The 23,913-nt window shown below is 62.2% G+C and carries 22 protein-coding genes; 13 read left to right on the plus strand and 9 right to left on the minus strand.

From position 1 onward, the window contains the following. Positions 1-4 precede the first annotated feature (4 nt). From pdxA to CRO46_RS11515, 3 genes are all read left to right on the plus strand, one after another. Entirely contained in the window at positions 5-1,054 is a 1,050-nt protein-coding gene (gene pdxA, locus CRO46_RS11505; RefSeq protein ID WP_280176265.1) for a 4-hydroxythreonine-4-phosphate dehydrogenase PdxA, read from the plus strand. Then, complete coding sequence (rsmA, locus tag CRO46_RS11510; protein ID WP_097107923.1) at positions 1,054-1,884, plus strand: 16S rRNA (adenine(1518)-N(6)/adenine(1519)-N(6))-dimethyltransferase RsmA; 831 nt, start codon at positions 1,054-1,056, stop codon at positions 1,882-1,884. The genes pdxA and rsmA overlap by 1 nt, the downstream gene beginning before the upstream one ends. A gap of 63 nt (positions 1,885-1,947) precedes the next feature. Further along, entirely contained in the window at positions 1,948-2,649 is a 702-nt protein-coding gene (locus CRO46_RS11515) for an aspartate/glutamate racemase family protein (RefSeq protein ID WP_097107924.1), read from the plus strand. 74 nt (positions 2,650-2,723) lie between these two features. Here the strand turns inward: CRO46_RS11515 and gmk are convergent, their stop codons facing one another. The 7 genes from gmk to fabD all read right to left on the minus strand — a co-directional run bounded on the left by gmk (position 2,724) and on the right by fabD (position 9,283). Then, on the minus strand, positions 2,724-3,380 hold the full coding sequence (gene gmk / locus CRO46_RS11520) for a guanylate kinase (RefSeq protein WP_097107925.1): 657 nt from the start codon (positions 3,378-3,380) through the stop codon (positions 2,724-2,726). Between the two features lie 2 nt (positions 3,381-3,382). Further along, entirely contained in the window at positions 3,383-4,270 is an 888-nt protein-coding gene (locus tag CRO46_RS11525) for a YicC/YloC family endoribonuclease (protein WP_097107926.1), read from the minus strand. Positions 4,271-4,325: 55 nt separating this feature from the next. Then, positions 4,326-5,540 (minus strand): endolytic transglycosylase MltG, encoded by a 1,215-nt coding sequence (gene mltG, locus CRO46_RS11530; RefSeq protein WP_425479270.1) that lies wholly within the window; start codon positions 5,538-5,540, stop codon positions 4,326-4,328. A 112-nt stretch (positions 5,541-5,652) separates the two neighbouring features. After that, entirely contained in the window at positions 5,653-6,918 is a 1,266-nt protein-coding gene (fabF, locus tag CRO46_RS11535; protein ID WP_097107927.1) for a beta-ketoacyl-ACP synthase II, read from the minus strand. A gap of 100 nt (positions 6,919-7,018) precedes the next feature. Further along, positions 7,019-7,255, minus strand: a complete 237-nt coding sequence (locus CRO46_RS11540) for an acyl carrier protein (RefSeq protein WP_097108254.1) — start codon at positions 7,253-7,255, stop codon at positions 7,019-7,021. 277 nt (positions 7,256-7,532) lie between these two features. Next, positions 7,533-8,270, minus strand: coding sequence for a 3-oxoacyl-[acyl-carrier-protein] reductase (gene fabG, locus CRO46_RS11545; RefSeq protein ID WP_097107928.1), 738 nt, complete (start codon positions 8,268-8,270; stop codon positions 7,533-7,535). A gap of 68 nt (positions 8,271-8,338) precedes the next feature. Further along, positions 8,339-9,283, minus strand: coding sequence for an ACP S-malonyltransferase (gene fabD / locus CRO46_RS11550; RefSeq protein WP_097107929.1), 945 nt, complete (start codon positions 9,281-9,283; stop codon positions 8,339-8,341). Between the two features lie 275 nt (positions 9,284-9,558). Between fabD and CRO46_RS19980 the strand changes: the two genes are divergently transcribed. The 9 genes from CRO46_RS19980 (at position 9,559) to CRO46_RS11595 (ending at position 17,300) form a co-directional block, all read left to right on the plus strand. After that, positions 9,559-9,855, plus strand: a complete 297-nt coding sequence (locus CRO46_RS19980; RefSeq protein WP_097107930.1) for a hypothetical protein — start codon at positions 9,559-9,561, stop codon at positions 9,853-9,855. Between the two features lie 116 nt (positions 9,856-9,971). Further along, the gene (locus tag CRO46_RS11560) at positions 9,972-10,898 is read left to right on the plus strand and encodes a calcium/sodium antiporter (RefSeq protein ID WP_097107931.1); all 927 of its coding nucleotides are present in this window, start codon (positions 9,972-9,974) and stop codon (positions 10,896-10,898) included. Positions 10,899-11,000: 102 nt separating this feature from the next. Further along, a complete protein-coding gene (locus CRO46_RS11565) occupies positions 11,001-12,044 on the plus strand; it encodes an aldo/keto reductase (RefSeq protein WP_097107932.1) in 1,044 nt (347 codons plus the stop codon). A 368-nt stretch (positions 12,045-12,412) separates the two neighbouring features. Further along, positions 12,413-12,814, plus strand: coding sequence for a 30S ribosomal protein S6 (rpsF, locus tag CRO46_RS11570; RefSeq protein ID WP_097107933.1), 402 nt, complete (start codon positions 12,413-12,415; stop codon positions 12,812-12,814). Positions 12,815-12,825: 11 nt separating this feature from the next. Then, positions 12,826-13,074, plus strand: coding sequence for a 30S ribosomal protein S18 (rpsR, locus tag CRO46_RS11575; protein WP_007196805.1), 249 nt, complete (start codon positions 12,826-12,828; stop codon positions 13,072-13,074). Between the two features lie 126 nt (positions 13,075-13,200). After that, positions 13,201-14,160 carry a DUF2232 domain-containing protein gene (locus CRO46_RS11580; RefSeq protein WP_097107934.1) on the plus strand — a complete coding sequence of 320 codons (960 nt, stop codon included), beginning with the start codon at positions 13,201-13,203 and terminating at the stop codon, positions 14,158-14,160. Positions 14,161-14,182: 22 nt separating this feature from the next. Beyond that, the gene (rplI, locus tag CRO46_RS11585; RefSeq protein WP_097107935.1) at positions 14,183-14,776 is read left to right on the plus strand and encodes a 50S ribosomal protein L9; all 594 of its coding nucleotides are present in this window, start codon (positions 14,183-14,185) and stop codon (positions 14,774-14,776) included. 167 nt (positions 14,777-14,943) lie between these two features. Continuing rightward, a complete protein-coding gene (locus CRO46_RS11590) occupies positions 14,944-15,834 on the plus strand; it encodes a uracil-DNA glycosylase (RefSeq protein WP_097107936.1) in 891 nt (296 codons plus the stop codon). Positions 15,835-16,013: 179 nt separating this feature from the next. Next, the gene (locus CRO46_RS11595) at positions 16,014-17,300 is read left to right on the plus strand and encodes an MFS transporter (RefSeq protein WP_097107937.1); all 1,287 of its coding nucleotides are present in this window, start codon (positions 16,014-16,016) and stop codon (positions 17,298-17,300) included. A gap of 9 nt (positions 17,301-17,309) precedes the next feature. Here the strand turns inward: CRO46_RS11595 and CRO46_RS11600 are convergent, their stop codons facing one another. After that, on the minus strand, positions 17,310-18,254 hold the full coding sequence (locus CRO46_RS11600; RefSeq protein WP_244577883.1) for a DMT family transporter: 945 nt from the start codon (positions 18,252-18,254) through the stop codon (positions 17,310-17,312). A 246-nt stretch (positions 18,255-18,500) separates the two neighbouring features. Continuing rightward, the gene (locus CRO46_RS11605; protein WP_097107939.1) at positions 18,501-20,798 is read right to left on the minus strand and encodes a xanthine dehydrogenase family protein molybdopterin-binding subunit; all 2,298 of its coding nucleotides are present in this window, start codon (positions 20,796-20,798) and stop codon (positions 18,501-18,503) included. A gap of 447 nt (positions 20,799-21,245) precedes the next feature. Here CRO46_RS11605 and pepN point away from each other — a divergent pair, with 447 nt between their 5' ends. Further along, positions 21,246-23,888, plus strand: coding sequence for an aminopeptidase N (gene pepN, locus CRO46_RS11610; RefSeq protein WP_097107940.1), 2,643 nt, complete (start codon positions 21,246-21,248; stop codon positions 23,886-23,888). The last annotated feature ends 25 nt before the right edge of the window (positions 23,889-23,913 follow it).

The following is a 23,913-nucleotide window of genomic DNA, read 5'->3' on the forward strand; positions in this document are numbered from 1 at the left end:
CTCGTTGACAAACGGACGCCGCCGCGCGCTGGCCTTGACCATGGGCGATCCAGCCGGAATCGGCCCGGATCTGGCTCTGGCGGCCTGGACGAACCGTGCAGCTCTCGAATTGCCACCGTTTCTGATCATCGCTGATCCGGCCATGCTTGCCGAGCGGGCTGAACGGTTAGGTCTCAATGTAGCGCTGGCCGTGACCTCGCCGGAGGACGCTGCGGTTAAGTTCGATACCGCACTGCCCGTCTTGCCGGTGACGCTGGCCAAGCCGGCCATACCCGGAACGCCTGACCCGGCCAATGCCAACACAATTATCGAAGCCATAAGGCTCGGCGTCGAATTGACCACCGGTGACAGAACCCGCGCCGTTGTGACCAATCCGATCGCCAAGAGCGTGCTTTACGCGTCCGGCTTCGGCTTTCCCGGCCATACCGAATACCTGGCGCATCTGGCGGGTGAGGCCGCGGGGCATGTTGTAACCCCGGTCATGCTGCTGGCAGGACCCGAGCTGCGCGTGGCGCCGGTCACGATCCACATTCCGCTCGGTCAGGTTCCTCAGGCGTTGAGTACCCGTGCCATCGTGGAAACCGGCCGGATCATGGCGCGGGACCTGGTTTCGCGCTTCGGGCTGAACGCACCACGCCTGGCGGTATCCGGCCTCAACCCGCATGCCGGGGAAGACGGCGCGCTGGGCAGCGAAGACGGCGACATCATTGCGCCCGCCGTGGCCGAACTGCGGGCCATGGGGATCGGCGCATTCGGTCCGCTCCCTGCCGACACCATGTTTCACGCCGAGGCCCGGGAAAGCTATGATGCAGCGCTGTGCATGTATCATGACCAGGCGCTGATACCGGCCAAGACGCTCGGCTTTCACGATTCGGTCAATGTCACCCTCGGCCTGCCCTTCATCCGCACATCGCCTGATCACGGCACCGCGTTTTCGCTGGCTGGACAGGGCGTGGCCCGCCCCGACAGCCTGATCGCCGCGATCAGGCTTGCGGCCAGGATGGCCGATACCGAGATCGAAACCAAAACGCCGCAAGCGTCGAGCCGGATCTGATGGCCACCACCCCAGACGGCCTGCCGCCGCTGCGCGAAGTTGTCGCCACCCACGGACTCGCGCCAAAAAAGGCGCTTGGCCAGAACTTTCTCTTCGACCTCAACCTCACCGCCAAGATTGCCCGCTCCGCCGGTCCGCTTGAGGGTTTTACGGTATTTGAGATCGGCCCCGGCCCGGGCGGGCTGACCCGCGCCCTGCTGGCGCAAGGTGCCTCACGCGTCGTGGCGGTGGAGACAGATCCGCGCTGCCTGCCCATCCTGGACGAAATCTCCAACCATTATGCGGGCCGCCTGCAGATTGTTCAGGGCGACGCGCTGAAGACCGACCTTGCGGCCATTGCTGCTGGCGGCCCGGCAAAGGTCGTCGCCAACCTGCCCTATAATGTCGGCACGCAATTGCTGATCAACTGGCTCACCGCCAATCCCGACGCCCCTTTCTGGACGTCGATGACGCTGATGTTCCAGAAGGAAGTCGGCCAGCGGATCGTGGCTGGACCAGGCTCCAACCACTATGGCCGCCTGGGCGTACTTGCGGGATGGATTGCGCACAGCGAGATCCTGTTTGACGTGCCGCCGCAGGCCTTCACGCCGCCACCCAAGGTCACCTCCAGTGTGGTCCAGCTTGAACCGCTCAAAGAGCGCCTGCCATGCGACCTTGCGAAACTCGAGCGCGTGACCCAGGCTGCCTTCGGCCAGCGCCGCAAGATGCTCAGGCAGAGCCTCAAGCCGCTCGGCGGGGAAAGCCTGCTCGAGCGCGTCGGCATCGACCCGGCGCGCCGCGCAGAGACCCTGAGTGTTGAAGAGTTCTGCCAATTGGCGCGGGCGATCTGACACAGCCGTGCCGCCTTTTGTTGCGCGAAGACCGGCTTGACCGAGGGGTGGGGAGTAGAAGCCATGAAGACAATCGGCATTCTGGGCGGGATGAGCTGGGAGAGCACGGCCACCTATTACCAGTTGCTCAATCGGATGGTCCGGTCGAGACTTGGCGGCTTGCACTCCGCCGACATCCTGTTGCGCTCCTTCGACTTCGCGCCAATTGCCCGCCTGCAGTCCAACGGCGACTGGGACGGCGCAGCAGAGCTGATGACCAAGGCGGCTCTTGCGCTTGAGAAAGCCGGCGCGGACTGCTTGCTGATCGGCACCAACACGATGCATATCTGCGCCGACCCCGTGCAGTCGAGACTGTCGATACCGCTATTGCACATCGCCGACGTGACAGCGGAAGCAGTAAAGGACCGTGGCTGCAGATCTCCGTTGCTGCTTGCCACGCGCTTCACCATGGAAAGGGATTTCTACAAGGGCAGACTGAGCCTGAAACATGGCGTCGAAGTGGTGATACCCGATGAGCAGCAGCGAGCGGACGTTCACCGCATCATCTATGACGAGCTGTGCCAGGGCTTGATCAGCAGCCAGTCAAAGGCGCTGTATCTCCAGATCATAGAGGCGGCGAAAACCCGCGGCGCCGATGGCGTGATCTTCGGCTGTACAGAGGTCGGCCTGCTCATTTCGGCCGACGATGTCGACGTGCCCGTGTTCAACTCGACTGAACTTCATGCCCAGGCCGCCGTGGATTTTGCACTCACCGATCAGATCTGACTTCTGACATCGGGAGCTTACTGTCAGGGTGTGCCCGCAATGGTGCGGAATAATCGGCCCGGCAAACAGCCCGGTCAGGTGTCGAGCAGATCCTTGACGAAATCGAACAGGCCCGGCCGACGGTCGCGGCGCAGGCGTTCGGCCTGGACAATGGCGCGGACGGCCGAATAGGCGCGGTCGAGATCATCGTTGACGACGACATAATCGTATTCGCGCCAGTGTTCGATCTCGGAGCGGGCATTGGCCAGCCGCTGTTCGATCACCTCGTCGGCGTCCTCGGCGCGGCGGTGCAGCCTTGCACGCAGCTCTTCCATCGACGGCGGAAGGATGAAAATCGAGACCACGTCGACGCTCATTTTTTCCTGCAGCTGCTGAGCGCCCTGCCAGTCAATGTCAAACAGCATGTCGCGGCCTTCAGACATCGCCACTTCGGCGGCTTCGCGGGGCGTGCCGTAACAATTGCCGTGCACCTCCGCCCACTCGAGCAAAGCTTCGGAATCACGCATGCGTTCGAAATCGCGGCGCGACTTGAAATGGTAGTGAACCCCTTCGATCTCGCTGCCACGGCGCGGGCGTGTGGTCACGCTGACCGACAGGCTGAGACCGGGGTCATTTTCCAGCAAGGTGCGGGCAATGGTGGATTTTCCGGCACCCGAGGGTGAGGAAATCACCAGCATGAGACCGCGCCGCTTGATGCGGGCCGAGGGAAGATGGGCGGGCGGCTGGCTCATCGCTACTCCAGATTTTGAACTTGTTCGCGAAACTGGTCTATCAAGACCTTCAAATCAAGCCCGATCGCGGTAACCGGCGCGGCATTGGATTTGGAACAGATGGTGTTGGTTTCGCGGTTGAATTCCTGGGCCAGGAAATCAAGGCGCCGGCCCGCGGGTGCATCTCCGGCGATCAGGGCGCGTGCGGCATCGACATGGGCCTTGAGCCGGTCGATTTCCTCACGCAGATCCGCCTTGGTGGCGAGCATCGCCGCCTCCATGTGCAGGCGGTCGCGGTCAAGGCTGGCGTTGGCGTCCATCAGGCTGGCTACCTGCTCGGCCAACCTTGCGCGGATAGCGTCGGGCGAGCGCGACGGCTCCTCCTCGACGGCACGCGTCAGCGCTGCGATGCGCTCGACCTGGGTTTTTAGAATTCTGGTCAGCGCCGCCCCTTCCGACAGCCGCATGGCCTTGAGATCTTCAAGCGCATGCATGAAGCCTGCAAGCACCGCCTGGTTGCGGGCTTCGCTGTCTTCAGCAGAAAGTTCGGGCTCGCGAAATTCGAGGACGCCCTTGATGTTGAGAATGCCGTCCAGTGCCGGTTTGCGGGCGTCGATACGCTCGCCAAGCCTGTCGACGAGGCTGATCACGGCTTCAAGGGCTGCATCGTTGATAACGGCTTCCACCGCATTGCTGACCACATTGGCAGAGAGCGACACTTGCAGATTGCCCCGTGTCAAAACCGCGGCCGCGGCCCTGCGAACCGGCTGTTCCAACGCCTCGAAGCCCTGGGGCAGCCGCAGCCGGACATCAAGGCTCTTGCCGTTGACCGAGCGGAGTTCCCACACGAAGCGCAAGCCGGCAGCTTCGCCCTCGTGGCGCGCAAATCCCGTCATTGACTGGATTGCCATGCTTGTCGCCCCCTGTTGGCCCCACGCCCGCCCTGCCCGGCCGGACGCAGGAAGATCAATCGCCCTGTGTGCCCGCTTCGCCCTCGGCAGCCTTGGCTGCTTCGGCCTCTTCCGCAGCAAGCGCTTTCGCCCGCTCGGCTTCAAGCCTGCGCCAGCGCGCGACATTCGCGTTGTGATCATCGAGTGTCTCGGCAAAGGCATGACCACCGGTGCCGTCGGCTACGAAGTACAGATCCTTGGTCCGCGACGGATTGGCAACGGCTTCCATCGCCTCACGGCCCGGATTTGCTATCGGGGTGGGCGGCAGACGGTCAATCACATAGGTGTTGTAGGCGGTCGGCTTTTCTATGTCGGACTTGTAGATCGGACGGTCGGCCGGTTTTCCAGCGCCTCCGAACAGGCCGTAGATGATGGTCGGATCAGACTGCAGCCGCATGCCGCGGTTAAGCCGGTTGATGAAGACGCCGGCGACACGCGGGCGTTCGTCAGCCCTTGCGGTTTCCTTCTCGACGATGGAGGCCAGGATCACCAGTTCATCGGGCGTTTCAAGCGGCAGATCCGGGGCGCGGCGGGCCCATACCTGCTCCAGCGCCCGGGTCTGGGCCCTGGTCATCTGCTCGACAATTTCGGCACGGGTGGTGCCGCGCGAGAACTTGTAGGTTTCGGGCAAAAGCGCGCCTTCCGGGGGCATCTCTGCCGGCAGGTCCCCCTGCAGCATCTCGTCGGCCTTCAGCCGGTCGAACACCTGCTGCACGGTCTGTCCTTCGGGAACGGTGAAGGAATAGAGAATCGACTTGCCCGACTGCAGCAATTGGACAATCTCGAGCATCGAAGCCCGGGCCTTGATTTCGTATTCGCCTGCCTTGAGCGTGTCTTCGCCGAGCACGCCCTTGGCGCCGATCGAAAAGATCCGCTGATTGTCGATGATGCCCTGGCGTTCGAGCGCGGCCGCGATCTGGTTGAGACCGGCTCCGTCCCGAACCATGAAGTTGGTGGTCTGGTCGAGCGGGCCATGGCCTTCAAACTCGGTCTTGCCATACCAGAAGACGCCGATACCGACGATGGCGACAAAGATCACCAGGGAGAGGATGAAGTTGAGGAACACCACCACCTGGCTGCGGGCACGGCGCGAGCGCCGGGGTGGAGGCGGGGCCATTTCGGGCTTCAATGCCTGTGACGGCGAAACCGGCACAATCGGCCCGGAATCGGCATTGTTCTTGCCACCAGCCCGGCCAAAAATGCCCTTGCCTTGATCAGTGCGGTCGTTCACGAGGTCAATCTCCGCAGGAATTGGTACAGGGTCAGCGCCCGATGCAGTGTTCTTGCCGCTCAATGTGGCGAAATACCGGTTCGAGATGCTCTCGATTCGAACCGGTTCGTCGTTACTGACCCGGAAAACGTTTCAGAACAAGGGATGCGTTGGTACCGCCAAAGCCGAAGGAATTGGACAGCGCGACATCAATCTGGCGCTTGCGCGCAACCTTGGGAACCAGATCGATCCTGGTTTCGACTTCGGGGTTGTCGAGGTTGAGCGTCGGCGGAGCCACATTGTCGCGAATGGCAAGGGCCGAAAACACCGCCTCCATGGCGCCGGCGGCACCAAGCAGGTGCCCGATGGACGATTTGGTCGACGACATCGAGATCTTGCCCGCGGCGTCGCCCACCAGCCGCTCGACAGCGCCAAGCTCGATGGTATCGGCCATGGTCGAGGTGCCATGGGCGTTGATATAGTCGATGTCGGAAGGCTCCAGCCCGGCGCGCTTTAGCGCCATCTGCATGCAGCGGTAGGCGCCGTCGCCGTCTTCGGACGGGGCAGTAATGTGGTAGGCGTCACCGGACAGGCCGTAGCCCACCACTTCGGCGATGATGTTGGCGCCACGCGCCAGCGCATGATCAAGATCTTCGAGGACCACGATTGCAGCGCCCTCGCCCATGACGAAACCGTCACGGTCGCGATCATAGGGCCGAGAGGCCTTTTCCGGGGTGTCGTTGTAGGCGGTGGACAAGGCCTTGCAGGCGGCGAAACCGGCCAGGCCGATGCGGCAGATGGCAGCTTCGGCTCCGCCGGCAACCATGACATCGGCATCACCCAGGGCAATCAGACGGGCTGCATCGCCGATGGCGTGTGCGCCGGTCGAGCAGGCGGTGACGACGGCGTGGTTGGGACCGCGCAATCCGTGCCGGATCGAGACCTGACCCGAGATCAGGTTGATCAGGCGGCCCGGAATGAAGAAGGGAGAAACCCGGCGGGGGCCCTTGTCGCGCAGGGTGTAACCAGCTTCGACAATGCCCTCGAGACCGCCGACGCCCGAGCCGATCATCACACCGGTGGCGATCTGGTCTTCACGGCTCTGGGGGTGCCAGCCGGCATCCTTGAGCGCCATGTCAGCCGCAGCAACGCCGTAGAGAATGAACTTGTCGACCTTGCGCTGTTCCTTGGGCTCCATCCAGTCATCAGGATTGAAGGCCCCTTCCACCGAAGGATCGCTGGGAACTGAACAGGCAATCTGGGCGGCGATGTCGCTGACGTCGAAATCGGTGACCCGTGAGGCACCGTTCTGGCTGTCGATCAAGCGCGACCAGGTGATCTCCGTGCCGCAACCCAATGGAGAAACCACACCAGTGCCGGTAATGACCACTCTGCGCATTTTTTCAAACCCCAGTCATGTCAAAATGCAAATAAACCGGCGCATATGCTGCGCCGGTCCTGACTACGGACATCAGGTCCGCCGGTCAACTTCAGTTCAATCAGGACTGGGCCTTGGAGATGAACTTGATAGCGTCGCCAACCGTCAGGATGGTGTCGGCCGCATCGTCGGGGATTTCGACGCCGAACTCTTCTTCGAATGCCATCACCAGTTCGACCGTATCGAGCGAGTCCGCACCGAGATCGTCAATAAAGCTTGCGCTTTCGGTCACTTTTTCAGCGTCAACGCCCAGATGTTCGATGACAATTTTCTTTACGCGGTCTGCGATGTCGCTCATGTCGTATTCCTCGACCTGTTTCACATTGTTGTTGCGCTTCGTTACCTGCGCAAGCATGGGTAATCAAGCTCGTTGCTCGTTTTTATGGGCAATACCCGCTTCCGTCAAAGCCGAAGCTGTGGATTTCAGCAGTTTTTGACCCAAGGAAACAGGCATGTACCGAGCCTAGAGAGGGGGCGAAGTACCATGGTTTGGCAACCGGGCAAAGACGGAAAATGCACCTTTGCGGTGATTCCCGGCAGCATGGTGAAGCCATGACATCCGTCCCGGATGCGGGTCACACCATCAGCATGCCGCCATTTACGTGAACCGTCTGACCGGTGACATAGGATGCTTCGTTGGAGGCCAGCCAAGTCACGGCAGAGGCGATTTCCATTCCGGTGCCCATCCGGCGCATCGGGATCGCGCCCATGATGGCTTCCTTCTGCTTGTCATTCAGCTTTTCGGTCATGGCGCTTTCAATGAAGCCGGGAGCGACGCAGTTGACGGTGACGTTGCGCGGCGCGACTTCCTGGGCAAGGCTCTTGGAGAAACCGATCATGCCCGCCTTTGCAGCGCAATAGTTCGCCTGTCCCGGATTGCCCGACACGCCGACGACGGAGGTAATGTTGATGATGCGGCCGTTGCGGCGCTTCATCATCGGATGCATCAGCTCCCGCGTCAGACGGAAAACGGCGGTCAGGTTGACCTCCATGACCTGGTCCCAGGCCTCGTCGCTCATGCGTACGAACAGCCCGTCCTTGGTGATGCCGGCGTTGTTGACGAGAATGTCGACGCCCCCGAGCTTCTCCTCGGCGCTCTTGCCCAGCTCAGAGACGGCATCACGATCAGACAGGTTGGCCGGAAACAGCTCGACCCGCTCGCCCAGTTCCGCAGCCAGGGCTTCCAGCCGCTCGACGCGGGTGCCGTGCAGACCGACTGTGGCGCCCTGGCTGTGCAGCTGGCGGGCGATGGCTTCGCCGATTCCACCGGATGCACCGGTCACGAGAGCCTTGCGGCCTGTCAGATCGAACATGGAAAGTCCTTTCGGGGTCTTCTTCAATTTGGGCCGTTGCAGGCCGTCGTGATGTGGTGCCGGCAGCTCTAGGCGTTGATTGCGGCCAGAAACGGATCGATGTCGTCGGGTCCGGTAACATTGATGCCGGTGAGCGAGCGGTCGATGCGGCGGGCGAGCCCGGTGAGCACCTTGCCCGCACCGATTTCGGCCAGCGCGTCGACGCCGTTGGCTGCGAACCAGGCCACCGTTTCGCGCCAGCGCACCTGGCCGGTGACCTGCTCGACCAGCAGACGGACGATTTCGTCCGGATCGGAGACCGGGGCTGCGCGGACATTGGCGATGACCGGCACAACCGGGGCCGACTTGGCCACGCTGGCCAGCGCTTCGCGCATGGCGTCGGCGGCGGGCTGCATCAGGCTCGAATGGAACGGCGCGGACACCGGCAGCATCAGCGCGCGCTTGGCGCCCTTTTCGGTCGCGGCGGCCGCAGCGGCTTCGACAGCCGGCTTGAGTCCGGATATCACTAGCTGTCCGCCGCCGTTGTCATTGGCGATCTGCACCGCGCCATGCGCACTGCCTTCCGCACACGCGGCTTCGACATCGGCGTTTTCCAGCCCGATGATGGCGGCCATCGCGCCCTCGCCCGCCGGCACTGCCGCCTGCATGGCGTTGCCGCGAATGCGCAGCAGCCGTGCAGTGTCGGAAATCGAGAACATGCCTGCAGCACACAATGCCGAATATTCACCCAGCGAGTGACCGGCGACATAGCTGGCGCTCTTTGCTAGATCGAGACCGCGCGCTTCGAGCACCCGGACCAGGGCCATGGAGACAGCCATCAAGGCCGGCTGGGCGTTGGCGGTCAGGGTCAGCGTGTCCTCAGGACCTTCGAAGATCACCGCAGAGAGTTTCTCGCCGAGGGCTGCATCGACCTCGTCGAAGACGGCACGTGCTTCCGGATAGGCGGCGGCAAGGTCCTTGCCCATGCCGACTGTCTGGCTGCCCTGACCTGGAAAAGTGAATGCTATGGCCATGTTCCGGCTCCATTGCTTGATATCCCGTTGCCGCTTCAATTCACATTCGGGTACCCGGTGTCAAGCTTGGGGCCGGTTTGGCGCCCTGCCAGAACCTGTGCTGCTGCCTGAAGGGCGCAATTTATGAGTGACAAGCAGATGCCGCACTACCGCACTTCCAGGAGAGCAAGAAATATTTTCACGCGAGCTTCCGGGGCCCTTGAATTCGCCGGGAAACGGGATCACATCCATGGCGTTGCGCTCGATTCCAGCAGCGCCTTTTCGGACTCTCCAAGATGTCGCATCCCGCGTCCTCACCGTTCCCCTCCGCGCCGGCCGAGGGCAGCGCCCCGCCTGCCCGCAGATCCAGATTTACCGCCTTCCTGACCGCCATCGGCGCCATCGTGCTGATCGGATCGGAAATCTGGCTTGCCGCCATCGCCAGCGTCTGGGCCCTGGACGGGGTCCTTGGTCTGTCCACCGTCGGCGACCTGGTGATGATTGCCATCGTCGCCCCAATTGCGCTCTGGGCGACATGGATGATAGCTAAGCTCGCCATCGCGGCAGAATTGAACCCCGAGAACGCTGACTGACGGTCAGCGACAAGCTGGCAGCCGTCTCCGGTTCCACTTTTTTGCGTGGCCCGACCTGATGCGTGCCGCCGTAGCCCCGTGCATATCCGCCGGGCGCAATACGAAAGACTTATCCCATGCTGATGAACCTGTTGACACTCGCCGCCGGGCTCGCGCTGCTGACGTTTGGCGCCGATTTCCTGGTGCGGGGCGCGATCTCCCTTGCCAACCGCTTTGGTATGCCGCCCCTGCTGATCGGGTTGACCGTTGTCGGGTTTGGCACCTCGATGCCCGAACTTCTCGTGTCGTTGCAGGCAGCGCTGGCCGGTTCGCCGGCAATCGCGGTGGGCAATGTGGTCGGCTCCAATACAGCCAACATCCTGCTGATCCTCGGCGCAGCTGCTGCTATCTCGCCGATCGCTGCCCGCATTGCCAATCTCAACCGCGACATGGTGATGATGCTGGTGGCCGCAGTGGTGATGCTTGGCCTGGGCTTGTGGGGCGTGGTGACGTTCTGGACCGGCCTTGCCATGTTCGCCCTGCTGGTAGCCTATCTCGCCTGGGTCACACACAGTGACCGCCGCCGCATGTCGGAGGCGGAATCAGAGCTGGTGGTCAAGCTGCCGGGCTGGAAGGAAGCGCTTTACATCCTCGGCGGTCTGGGCGGGCTTGTGATCGGCGCCAACCTGCTTATTCAGGCGGCCACGGCGATGGCGCGTGATTTCGGGGTTTCGGAAGCGGTGATCGGACTGACGATCGTCGCGGTCGGCACCAGCCTGCCGGAACTCGCCACCTCGGTGGTTGCCGCTTTCCGGCGCGAGGCCGAAATCGCGCTCGGCAATGTCGTCGGCTCCAACATCTTCAACATTCTGGGCATTCTTGGCATTACCGCCGCGGTTGTCCCGGTTCCGGTCGAAGCGTCAATGGCCACTTTCGACATCCCCGTCATGCTTGCCGTGTCGGTTGGACTGATGGCCTTGATCATGCTTGCCGGACGGATCGGGCGTGGCGCGGGGATCGGCATGCTGGCAATCTACGCGGGCTACGTCGCCTGGCAGTTCTGAAGTCGCGGGCAGCGGTGGACGAAACGTTTCGTCTCGGGTGGGTTGCGCCATCAAGCCCCACCGCTATTGTGCCCGCGACTTACCAGACAAGGAATGCGACTCATGAAGATGAACCGGCTCGGACGTACGGAGATTATGGTCAGCGAGATCTGCCTTGGCACCATGACCTGGGGCGAGCAGAACAGCGAGGCCGAGGCACATGAACAGATGGACTACGCGCTGAGCCAGGGCGTCAACTTCTTCGATACTGCGGAGATGTATCCGACCCAGCCGACACGGGCGGAGACACAAGGACGCACGGAAGAGTATATAGGCAGCTGGTTCCGCGCCTCCGGCAAGCGCAACGAGGTGGTGCTGGCCACCAAGATGGGTGGCAACGGCGTCGAATGGATCCGCGGCGGCCAGGGCTTCACCCGCGCTTCGGTGATGGAGGCCGTCGATGGCAGCCTGAGGCGCCTGGGCATCGATCACATCGATCTCTACCAGCTGCACTGGCCCAACCGCGGTTCCTATCATTTCCGCAAGCACTGGAGGTTTGACGCCAGCACCCAGGACAAGATGAGCACTCCGGCCGATATCCACGAGACGCTCGAGGGGCTGGGCGATGCGGTCAAGGCCGGCAAGATCCGCGCCGTCGGCCTGTCCAACGAGAGCGCCTGGGGCACGATGCAGTTCGTTCGCCTCGCCGAGCAGCACGGCCTGCCGCGGGTCGCCTCGATCCAGAACGAGTACAACCTGATCTGCCGCCTGTTCGATACCGACCTGGCGGAGGTGTCGCACCACGAGGATGTGGGTCTGCTGGCGTTTTCACCGCTGGCTGCCGGCATTCTGAGCGGCAAGTACCAGAGCGGGGAAATCCCCGAAGGCTCGCGCCGGGCCGCGGTGGAAAACCTCGGTGGACGCTGGCGGCCGGAAGCTGCTGCCGCGACCCAGGCCTATCTCGATGTTGCGGCCAAGCACGGGCTCGATCCATCCCAGATGGCGATCGCCTTCTGCCTGACACGCCCGTTCATGACCTCGGCCATCATCGGGGCGACGCGAATGGAACAGCTCAAAACCGATATCGCGGCCAAGGACGTAAAGCTGTCGGACGCGGTCCTGGAAGACATCGCAGCGGCACGACGGGCACATCCGCTGCCGATCTGAACGCCGTTCCCTGTCCACGATGCCGAATTTCAGCGCCGCCGGGACCGGTTCGGCCGGCGCGGCGGGCGGCGGTTTTCGGCATATCCATTGCTGCTTGGCAATCTCATGGCATGACCGGGTTGCAATGCGGGAAAAACCGCGTATAAGCGCGTCTGTTCGAACACCCGGTCAATCTGGCTGGTGGCTGAACGGAGGGTGCGATCCTTGAAGAAGGGTCCTAGGGGCAACAGCGCTCCGGCCTCCCGTGTCTCCGCTCACGACCGTCTCGACCTACGTCTTTCTTGCCCGGCCTGAATGGCCGCCAGGACAAGTCGCTGGGGCTTAGCGCCGGATCCGGGTGATGTTAAAGCAAGAAAGGCAAGTCAGTCATGGCTCTTTATGAACATGTATTCCTTGCCCGGCAGGATGTCTCCAGCCAGCAGGTCGAAGCCCTCGTAGAACAGTACAAGGGCGTGATCGAAGCTAATGGCGGCAAAGTCGGGCGCATTGAGCACTGGGGTCTCAAGTCCCTCACCTACCGCATCAACAAGAACCGCAAGGCGCATTACGCGCTGATGGACATTGATGCTCCGGCTCCGGCCGTGAAGGAAATGGAGCGCCAGATGCGCTTCAACGAAGACATTCTTCGCTTCATGACCATTGCCGTCGAAGCCCATGAAGAAGGCCCGTCGGCCATGCTGCAGAAGCGCGACCGCGACGACCGTCCACGCGGCGGCGACCGTGATCGTGGCGACCGTGGCCCGCGCCGTCCGCGCGAAGACCGCGAATAGGAGTTTAGACAATGGTTGATATCAATCAGATCCCGACGCGCCGTCCGTTCCACCGCCGCCGCAAGACCTGCCCGTTCTCGGGTGCGAATGCACCGAAGATCGACTACAAGGACGTGCGTCTGCTGCAGCGCTACATCTCCGAGCGCGGCAAGATCGTTCCTTCCCGCATCACGGCCGTGAGCCAGAAGAAGCAGCGCGAACTCGCCAAGGCGATCAAGCGCGCACGTTTCCTCGGCCTGCTGCCTTACGTGCTGAAGTAGGATAATACCGGATCCGGCGTGCAAGCGCCGGATCCATTTCCCATCCCGCGACGGGCGCGGGGTCTGGCTCGCCAAATCCCGGGTTGGGGCCGATGCCTCTAACTGCGTGACGCAGGACAGCGAAAGATGACACAGCAAAGCACATCGCTCCTCGTGGGCCTGCTCGCCGGCGTTTCCGCCGCGCTTCTGCTTGTCAGCGCCGGTTCTCCGTCCGGCATCTCCTTCATGCTGTTTGCGGCTGCCGCCCTCCCGATCCTGATTGCAGGTCTCGGCTGGTCCAACCTGGCCTCTATCCTGGCTGTGCTCGCGGCGATGGCCGTAATCGGCCTTGCCACCACACCGCAGGCCGCACTCGTGTCTACCGTCACCACACTGGCGCCGGCTGCGTGGATTGCCCATCTTTCCAATCTCGCCCGGCCGGCGGAGGAAGTGGGCGGCCCCGAAGGCGCGATCGTCTGGTATCCGTTGTCGGACATATTCGTCAACATCGCGCTTTGCGTGTGCGTCGCCCTTGTGGCGGTCGGGCTCGCACTGGGTTATGGAGCGGATTTCGTTGGCGAGCTTGTCGAGATTTTCGTGGCAACGCTGAAGGACAGCAATACCTCCTATCAGCCCAGCGCCGAAGGCCTGGCGGAGATGAAGCAGTTCTTCCTTTATGCCCTGCCCGCGATCCAGGCGGCGATGTGGGTGCTGATCCTGTTTGCTGGCTGGTATGTCGCCTCGGGCATCGTGCGCATGTCGGGCCGCTCCAAGCGGTCCAAGGACGATATCCCCTCGCAGCTGAGAATGCCGCGCATGGGTGCATTGGCTTTGGCTGCCGGCGTCGCGCTGAGCTTCATCGATGGCGGCATCGGCCTCATCGGCTGGACCATCAGCGGTGCCTTCGGCATGGGCTTCGTGGCGGCGGGCTTTGCCGTCGCGCATCACCGCACCCGCGGCAAGCCGGCCCGCGGGCTGCTTCTGTGGGTGGCCTATCTGGCGACAGTGCTGTTTACCGTGCCGCTGGCATTTTTTCTGTTCCTCGGGCTGTTTGACACCGCCCGATCTCTCACGGCGACCGGTTCCGGTCCCAACTCCAACACCTGACCCTCCTTGAAAGGACACACCAATGGACGTCATTCTTCTTGAACGCATCGCCAAACTTGGCCAGATGGGCGAAACCGTAAAGGTTCGCGACGGCTACGCCCGCAACTTCCTGCTGCCCCAGGGCAAGGCGCTGCGCGCCAACGCAGCCAACAAGGCCCGCTTCGAAGCCGAGCGTTCGGTGCTCGAAGCCCGCAACAACGAGCGCAAGGCCGAGGCCGAGCAGATCGCAGAAAAGCTCGACGGCAAGACATTCGTGGTGGTTCGCTCCGCCGGCGAAACCGGCCAGCTCTACGGTTCGGTTGCCGCCCGCGACGTGATCCAGGTTCTGGCCGACAACGGCTTCACCATCGGCCGCAACCAGGTCGACCTCAACAACCCGGTCAAGACCATCGGCCTGCACACCGTGCCGCTGGCACTGCATGCCGAAGTCAACGTCACCGTCACGTTCAACGTGGCGCGTTCGGCCGACGAAGCGGAACGCCAGGCCAAGGGTGAAGACCTGTCATCTGCAGACGCCATCTACGGCATCGACGAGGAAGCTGCCGCGGAAGCCGCAGAAGCTGCTGCCAATGACCCGGACTATCTCGATGATGAAGACGGCGAAGACAACGCCTGATTTCGCCGTCATCTGACTACAGTCGTGTCTACGCCCGAGAGCCTGTCTCCCGGGCGTTTTCATTTTTGTTTCGATGGTCTGTTCACGCCACGAAAACCAGCCGGCATACCGCCACCCGCTCCTGTGAGCCTCTTCCCACTCCTGAACCCTTGCGGTAGAACCAGCACATGGCGACACTGGCATCTGACATGGATACGGCCGAACTGGCGGCGCTCCTGCACTTTTACGCTGAATGCGGCGTGGCGGAACTGTGCGAAGACACAGCCATTGACCGGTTTGAGCAGTCAGCCGAAATCCTCAAGGCGCGTGCGCGATCACAATCGCAACCCAATGCCGCGACCAGCCAACCGGCCCAGAAGCCTGCGCCCAATCTGGCGCCGGAACGCAAGCCAGCAGCTCAGCCAATCGCGCCGGCCCCGGTGGCTTCGCAACTCACAATCCCCGGTGCCGCAGCGTTTGAGGACGCACGCGGTCTGGCTGCGAGCGCCAGTACGATTGCCGAGCTGCGGTCTGCGCTTGACGGATTTACCGGCTGCAATCTCCGTCACAGCGCCAAGTCGCTTGTCTTTGCCGACGGCAACCCGGAGGCCGAGGTGATGTTCATCGGCGAAGCACCGGGCCGCGAGGAAGATCTCCAGGGCGCACCATTTGTGGGCCGCGCCGGCCAACTTCTGGACCGGATGCTGGCGGCAGTCGGGCTGAGCCGCGATACCGCCTATATCACCAACATCATTCCCTGGCGTCCACCGGGCAACCGCACACCGGCAGCCCATGAAATCGAACTCTGCCGGCCTTTCGTCGAACGCCACATCGCGCTCGCCCAACCGCGGATCGTGGTCATGCTCGGCAATATTGCCAGCAAGTCCCTGCTCGAGACCGACAAGGGCATCCTGTCGCTGCGCGGGACATGGATGGAATACAAGCTGGGCGGCACTGCGACCCCGGCCATGCCGACCCTGCACCCGGCCTATCTGCTCAGGAACCCGGCACAGAAGCGGCTGGCCTGGGCGGATTTCCTGTCGCTGCAAGAGCGGCTCGAACAGCTCAAGGGCAGCTGATCCGGACCCGCAATTTTCGAATCCGATGGCGGAAATTTGCCAGTCGTGTCGCGATCCGGCCTTGCCGCCGCATCAAGGCATGACAAGGTTCAAACCAGAATCACATTTGCAAACAGGCCTGCAGGATCCGGTGAAACCGGATATTGCCGGGCCGCGCTCCGTTGGCAGGGAGAGCCGCCATGATCCAGTCCGTTCGATCGGTGGCGTCGCTGCTGCTTTCGACTTTTTTCCTGCTGACCGCGATGGGGCTGTCGGGCTACCTGATACCCGTCAGGGCCGTGGCCGAAGGCTGGTCGACCTTCTCGATTTCGCTGATTGCGACGGGTTATGCCATCGCGTTTACCGCCAGCTGCATCATCACGCCGCGGCTGGTGCTCAAGGTCGGACATGTGCGCGTGTTCGGGGCTCTGACCACCATCATGGCGATGTCCTATCTGCTGCATACGCTGATCGTGCACCCCGGCGTCTGGGTGCTGACACGCGCCCTGGCCGGGTTCTCGATCGCCGGCGGCTACATGATCATCGAAAGCTGGCTGAACGAAAAAGTCAGCAACGAAAACCGCGGCGCCCTGTTTTCGGTCTACATGATGGTGTCGATGTCAGCGGTGATGGTCGGCCAGTATATCGTCCCCTTCGGCGACCCTGCCACGCCGACCCTGTTCATGGTCTGCGCACTGATCTGCTCGATGGCGGTGATGCCGACGCTGCTATCGAGCGCGCAATCGCCACAGCCGCTGACGCAGGTGAAGTTCGATGTTCCGGCGCTCTATCGAAGGTCGCCAGCGGCAGTGGTCGGCACCTTGCTTGCCGGCCTGATCGCCAGCGCCTGGGGCGCGCTGGGGCCAGTCTATGCCTCGCAACTGGGTCTCTCGACCATCGAAGGCGCGTCAATGCTCGCCATCGCCATGATCGGCGGCGCCATCTTCCAGTATCCGCTGGGGCGTGTCTCAGACCGCATGGACCGCCGCCGGGTGATGATCTTTGCGGGCATTGTCGGAGTCATCGCCTGCGCGATCACCCTCAGCTTCGGAGTCGAGAACAGGATCATCTTCTTCGCCGGAATGCTGTTTCTGGGAACCGTGCTGCTGCCGATCTATTCGCTCAATGTCGCACATGCCAACGACCATGCCATGCCCGACGAGTTTGTCGAAGTGTCGAGCGGACTGATGATCACCTATGGCGTGGCCACCATGGTGGGGCCGCTGATCACCGGTGTCGCCATGGACTGGTTCGGGCCGCACGCGCTGTTTGCCTCGATTGCGGTGTTCTTTGCCGCCTATGCCGGTCACGCCGCCTGGCGTATCAGCCGCCGCGAGCAGCCGCCGGAAGAAACCCGCTCCGACTTCCTGGCGATGGGGGCACTGGCCGACCTGACACCGCAATCGGCAGAACTCGACCCGCGCTCCGACCCGAGCTGGGGTGAACAGACCGAAGAGGATGAAAAAGACGCCACTGCGGCGACTTGACAGTCCTTGTCAGCCCTGCGGGGTGACCAGCTTGCGCTGGGCCTTGCGCTCGAGGCCGAGCCTGTGCTCGCGCAGGATCACGAACAGCCCTGCCCCGATCACAATGGTTGTTCCCAGCAGCATGGACCAGGTCGGGACATCGCCAAACACGAAATAGCCGATGACAATGCCGAGCACGATCGAGGTGTACTCGAAAGGCGCGATCGTCGAGACCTCGGCATGGCGATAGCTCTGGGTCAATAGAATTTGCCCCAGCCCGCCGCAAAAGCCCGCCAGCGCCATGAGGCCGAGGGTCGGCCAATCCGGTACAATCCATCCGAACGGCAACGACACCAGCGAGAGCACCGTCGCCGTCAGCGAGAAATACAGCACGATCGTCGGCGTTTTTTCCGTCAGCACCAGTTTGCGAACGAGGATCATCGCTGTTGCACCGAGCGCGGCCGAACACAAGACGGCGATTGCACCCTGGGCCTCCCCGGAGCCGAATCCTTCGCCGAACAGGCTCAGCCGCGGCCAGGAAATGACAAGCACCCCGCCGAGGCCAACCGCGACCGCCGACCAGCGGAAAATCCGGACCTTCTCGCCGAGAAAGAGGGCCGCGAAAACCACCGTCAGAAGCGGCATCGCGTAGCCAATGGCGATGGCATCGGGCAATGGCAACCGCATGATGCCGTAAAAACCCAGTCCCATGGCGGAGACCCCGACCAGTCCGCGCCGGACATGCGAGAGCGGGCTTGCCGTTCGCCAGGCAGTCTGAAGCTGGCCGCGCAAGGCAAGGAAAACCAGAATCGGGACCATCGCGAAAGCCGAACGGAAAAACACGATCTGGCCTGCCGGCAACCCCTCGCCCGAAGCCTTGATCAGCGTCGACATGGTGACGAAGACAGAGACCGACGCCACCTTAAGCAGAATGCCGATCATCGGTGAGCCGCTTTGCTCACTGGAAGATTGCATCGGCGCCGACTGCGCTGGGCCGGATTGCGGCGAGGCGTTTTTCCGTTGGTCAGTGGTCGGGCGTTCGGTCACCTTGGTTCCTTCGTAGCAGCATTTCAGGCATGCGGGGATTTCGTCAGGCCCGACGGGCGTGTCGCTGCGACCATAGACTGAGTGTTGCTTGCCGTCCGATAAAAAAAGCTGATGACCTCACTATCTGGCACTGATGAATGGCGACGGCCGCCTGAGCACGGGCTCGTGCCGCGCTCAGCTGTTGAGCGCTTCCCAGATGCGCTGCGGGGTGGCCGGCATCTCGATGTGTCGCACGCCGCGGGCGCGGTCGAGCGCATCGACAAGCGCGTTCATCGCCGCCGGACAGGCGCCGATGGTGCCGGCCTCGCCCGCGCCCTTGATCCCCATCGCATTGGTGGTGGAAGGAACATTGCGGGTCTCGAAATCGAAGAACGGCATGTCGCCTGCGCGCGGTACGGCGTAATCCATGAAGCTTGCAGTCAGAAGCTGGCCGTCGTCGGAATAGACCACGCCTTCGCTCAGGCACTGGGCCACGCCCTGAACCACGCCCCCATGGATCTGCCCGAGCAGCAGCACCGGATTCACCGTCATGCCGAAATCATCGACGATGGTGTAGCGCACGATGTCGACATGGCCGGTCTCCGGATCGATCTCGACCTCGCAGACATGGGTGCCATTGGGATAGGTGGCCTCGTCCTGCACCACATCGGCCAATCCGGTGCGGTCCTCCTCGGTTTTGGCGGCCCTTGCCATGTCGGCATAGCTGATCACCCGGTCGGTGCCGACGATACGGGCAGAGCCATCGACGAGTTCGATATCGGCTGCGGAAGCCTCGAGTTCGTCGGCGGCGAGCTTCTTCATCTTCTCGGCCAGCACCTTAGAGGCTGCGGACACCGACACGCCGCCAAGCGGGATCGAGCGCGATCCGCCGGTGCCACCGCCCTTCGCCAGTTCGGCGGTGTCGCCCTGGCGCACGGTGATCCTGTCAAAGTCGATGCCAATCTGGTCGGCGATGAACTGGCTGTAGGCGGTGGCGTGCCCCTGCCCGTTGGTCTGGGTGCCAATGTAGAGGGTAATCCCGCCATCGGCATCAAGCGTCAACCGGGCCGGTTCGGAACCGGCAAATGCGCAGGCCTCGATATAGACTGCGGTGCCAAGGCCGCGCAGCTTGCCGCGGGATTGCGCTTCGCGGGCGCGGGCCGAGAAACCTGCGACATTGGCCTTTTCCAGGGCGCGGGTCATGTGGCCGTCGAATTCGCCGACATCATACGTGCGGCCGCCGGGCGTGTGATAGGGAAACTGCTCCGGGCGGATGAAATTGCGGCGGCGCAATTCAGCCACCGGCACGTCGATCTCGCGGGCTGCCGAGTCGATCAGACGTTCGATCAGAAACGCCGCTTCTGGCCGGCCGGCGCCGCGATAGGCATCGACCGGCGTGGTGTGGGTGTAGACGCCGCGCAGTCTGAAATCGAGGTTTTGAATGTCATAGACCCCGGTTGCCATGGAGGCGCCGAAAACCGGGATAAAGGGGCCGAACTGGCTGAGATAGGCCCCCATATTTGCCATTACATCGATCTTCAGGCCGAGAATGCGGCCCTCGTCATTCAAGGCCAGGGACGCAGAGACCTTGTTGTCGCGGCCATGTGCGTCGGCCAGAAAGTGCTCGGTGCGGTCGGAGACCCATTTGACCGGCCGGTTGAGCTGCCGTGCGGCCTCCAGCGACAGCGGATATTCGCGGTAGTTGAAGACCTTGGTGCCGAAGCCGCCACCGACATCGCGGGTAATGACCCGGAAGTCTTCAAGATCCATGCGGAAAATGTCCTTGGCGATGGTCTTGCGAATGCCGTGGACGCCCTGAGAGCCGAGCGTCAGGGTGAATTTCTTGCTCTCATCGTCCCATTCCGCCAGGCAGGCGCGAGTTTCCATGTAGTTCGAAACAAGCCGGTTGTTGGTGAACTCGATCGTGGTGACATGATCGGCTTCAGCGAAGGCCTGTTCCGTCTTGTCGATATCGCCGGTGCGATACAGGTAGGCCTGATTGGTTCCCAGATCGGGCCAGACCAGCGTCTGGCTATCTTCGAGTGCCCCCGCAAGATCAACCTGAGCGTCTTCAATGTCCCAGTCTATCTCGATCAGCTCGGAGGCTTCCTGCGCCTGGGCCAGCGTCTCGGCGACGATGAAGGCGACGGCATCGCCAACATGGCGGACTTCCCCGTCACACAACAGCGGGATGTGTTTCTGAGGATGGATGGTGCCGTCGGGCTGTTTGACGGTGGCCTGATTGACGACCGGTCCGAGATGAGCAACGTCACCTGCGGTGAGAACCAGATGAACACCTTCGGCCGCACGCGCTGCGTCGAGGTCGCCAATCTCGAACTTTGCAGCGGCGTACGGAGACCGCAACACGAAACCGCGCAATTCGCCTTCAATCCGAACGTCGTCGGTAAAGGAACCCTCGCCGGTGATCAGCTTTCGGTCTTCCTTGCGCAACGCTGAAGCGCCCACGCCGAATTTAGGTGTCGCGATGTTCATGGCAGGTCCTGGTGATGGATAGATTTCGATAATCGCGAAGGCGATCCTCGACTCATATTAGACTCCGGGCCCTGAAAGTCGAGTAGCGCCGGCCCGATTGCCTCCGGACTGCCTGCCGGTCTCGTCCTTATCACTGCCGGGACCACCGAATTTGCGACACGAAACCATGCGGATCAGATACATGCTTAACAAGTTGATAACCCGGCCGAGGTGCAAACGGTCCTCGCAACCGGCTAAATCCTGATAAATCGCCTCAGATTATGGAGAATTCGGCGCCTCGACACCACCCCACTCCCACTTCGGGTTGAAAACGAGGCCTGGACGCTATTTTCCTGTATTATCATGCCGTAACCCGCCACCGGGCCACGCGGGTTCATCTTAACCCGCTGTCAGGAACCAGCGTGATAGCTTCCGTCCCACAATGGGAAAATGCGGGACATTCAAAACATGCGGACTGAGACGGGACAGGTGTACAAGCTCAAGGATTACAAGCCCACCGATTTCGTGGTCGAACGGATCGATCTGACATTTGAGCTTGACCCCAGCGAGACGAAGGTCGTCTCCAGGGTGATCCTTCACCGTCGCGAGGGTGTGGCCGCGGATGCTGCTCTGGTGTTCGACGGTGACGAACTCACCCTCGACAGCGTGCAACTCGATGGCAACGATATCGATCCTTCGCTCTTCGACGTGGACGAGGAAAGCCTGACGATCCGTGGCTTGCCCGAAAGCGCACCGTTCGAGATCACCGTCAACACCACGCTGTCTCCCGACACCAATACCAAACTTATGGGGCTCTACCGCACCAACGGCGTGTATTGCACCCAGTGCGAGGCCGAAGGATTCCGCCGCATCACCTATTTCTATGACAGGCCGGATGTGCTGGCGGTCTACACCGTCACCATCATCGCCGCAAAGGACGATGCGAAGTACCTGTTGTCAAACGGGAACTTCCTGGGCAGCGGCAATTATGACGAAGGCCGCCATTTCGCCGCCTGGTTCGATCCTCACCCAAAACCCTCTTATCTGTTTGCCCTTGTGGGCGGCGATCTCGGCTTGGTCGAGGACACGTTCACCACCATGAGCGGCAAGGAAGTGGCGCTGAAGATCTATGTCGAGCACGGCAAGGAAGGCCGCGCCGGTTACGCCATGGATGCGCTAAAACGCTCGATGAAGTGGGACGAAGAGGTCTTCGGACGCGAATATGATCTCGATATCTTCCAGCTCGTCGCTGTGTCGGATTTCAACATGGGCGCGATGGAGAACAAGGGACTTAACGTCTTCAACGACAAATATGTGCTGGCCGACCCGGAAACCGCGACAGACGCCGATTATGCCAATATCGAAGCCATCATCGCGCATGAATATTTCCACAACTGGACCGGCAACCGCATCACCTGCCGCGACTGGTTCCAGCTGTGCCTGAAGGAAGGTCTTACCGTCTACCGCGATCACGCTTTCTCGGCAGATCAGCGTTCGGCGGCGGTCAAACGGATTGCCGAGATCCGGCTTTTGAAAGCCCACCAGTTTCCCGAGGATGCCGGCCCGCTGGCGCATCCGGTTCGTCCCGAAACATATAAGGAAATCAACAATTTCTACACTGCAACAGTGTATGAGAAAGGTTCCGAAGTGGTGCGCATGATCCGCACCATTCTGGGGGCTGACGATTTCCGCAAAGGCATGGATCTGTATTTCGAACGGCACGACGGCGATGCCTCGACGATCGAGGATTTCCTGGCTTGCTTTGCCGAAGCCAGTGGCCGCGACCTGAAGCAATTCGCCCTGTGGTACAGTCAGGCAGGCACGCCTTCCGTCTCGGTCTCGACCGACTGGAACGAAGCCGCGAAGTCCTTCAAGGTAACGCTCGAGCAGTCGCTGGCGCCGACGCCGGGCCAGTCCCGCAAGGCGCTGATGCACATCCCGCTGGCCTATGGCCTGATCCTGCCCGACGGCTCGGAGTTCAACGGTCAACCGCAGGGCGGCGAAGCCGGCAACGGTGTTTTCCATCTGACCAAGCGGAAGCAGACCTTCAGCTTTACCGATGTGCCGGGTCGGCCTGTGCTGTCGATCAACCGCGGCTTCTCGGCGCCGGTCAATATCGCCATGGAACAGAGTGCCGACGACCTTGCCCATATTGCGCGCCACGACAGCGATGGGGTGTCGCGCTGGCAGGCACTGAACGAACAGGCCATGCGGCATCTTGTGGCGGTGTCCAAACTGGCGCGTGACGGCCGCAAGCTGCCCGCGGCGAAAGAACTGGCGAAGATCCTTGTCGACACCGCTGCCGACGAAAGCCTGGAGCCGGCTTTTCGCGCCCAGGCACTGGCCCTGCCCGCTGAGAGCGACATCGCGCGCGAGATCGGTTCCAACATCGATCCGGACGCCATTCACACCGCACGGGAAGCAGTGCTTTCGGAAATAGCCACCGCCGGCCTCGCCGTCTTCAGCAAGCTGGCAGACCGTGCACCCACCGGCCCCTACAGCCCGGCTGCAGAAGATGCCGGACTGCGGGCGCTTGCGGGTACGGCGTTGGCCTACGCCTCGATCGCCGAAGCTGAGCCGGTACGCGCCAAGGCTGCGTTTGATGCCAGCAACAACATGACGGCGATGACGCAGGCGTTGCAGATCCTGGTGCATCAGTTTCCCGGGTCAGACGAAGCCGAGGCGGCTCTGGCAGCGTTCAAGAGCCGGTTTGCGGGCGACGCTCTGGCGCTCGACAAATGGTATGCGATCCAGGCCATGGCGCCGGGTGCCGGCACTTCCGCCCGTGTCGAGGCGCTGCTCGAAAGCCCGGACTTCGACCGCAAGAACCCAAATCGCATGCGCGCCCTGATCGGCTCGTTCTCGGCAGGCAATCCGACCGGCTTCAACGCACCCGACGGCGCAGGCTACCGGCTTCTTGCCCGTGAGGTCATCGACATCGACAAGCGCAATCCACAACTGGCTGCCCGCCTGCTCACTGCGATGCGGTCGTGGCGGTCGTTCGAGCCTCGACGGCAGAAGCTTGCACGGCAGGCGCTGGTGTCGATCCGCGAGGCCGGAAAGCTCTCCCCGGATGTCGGAGATATCATCGAGCGCATGCTGGCTGACTGATTCTTTCTTACAAATCGGCCATGTG

Source organism: Parahoeflea halophila, from assembly GCF_900220985.1.
In the GTDB taxonomy this organism is placed as follows: domain Bacteria; phylum Pseudomonadota; class Alphaproteobacteria; order Rhizobiales; family Rhizobiaceae; genus Hoeflea; species Hoeflea halophila.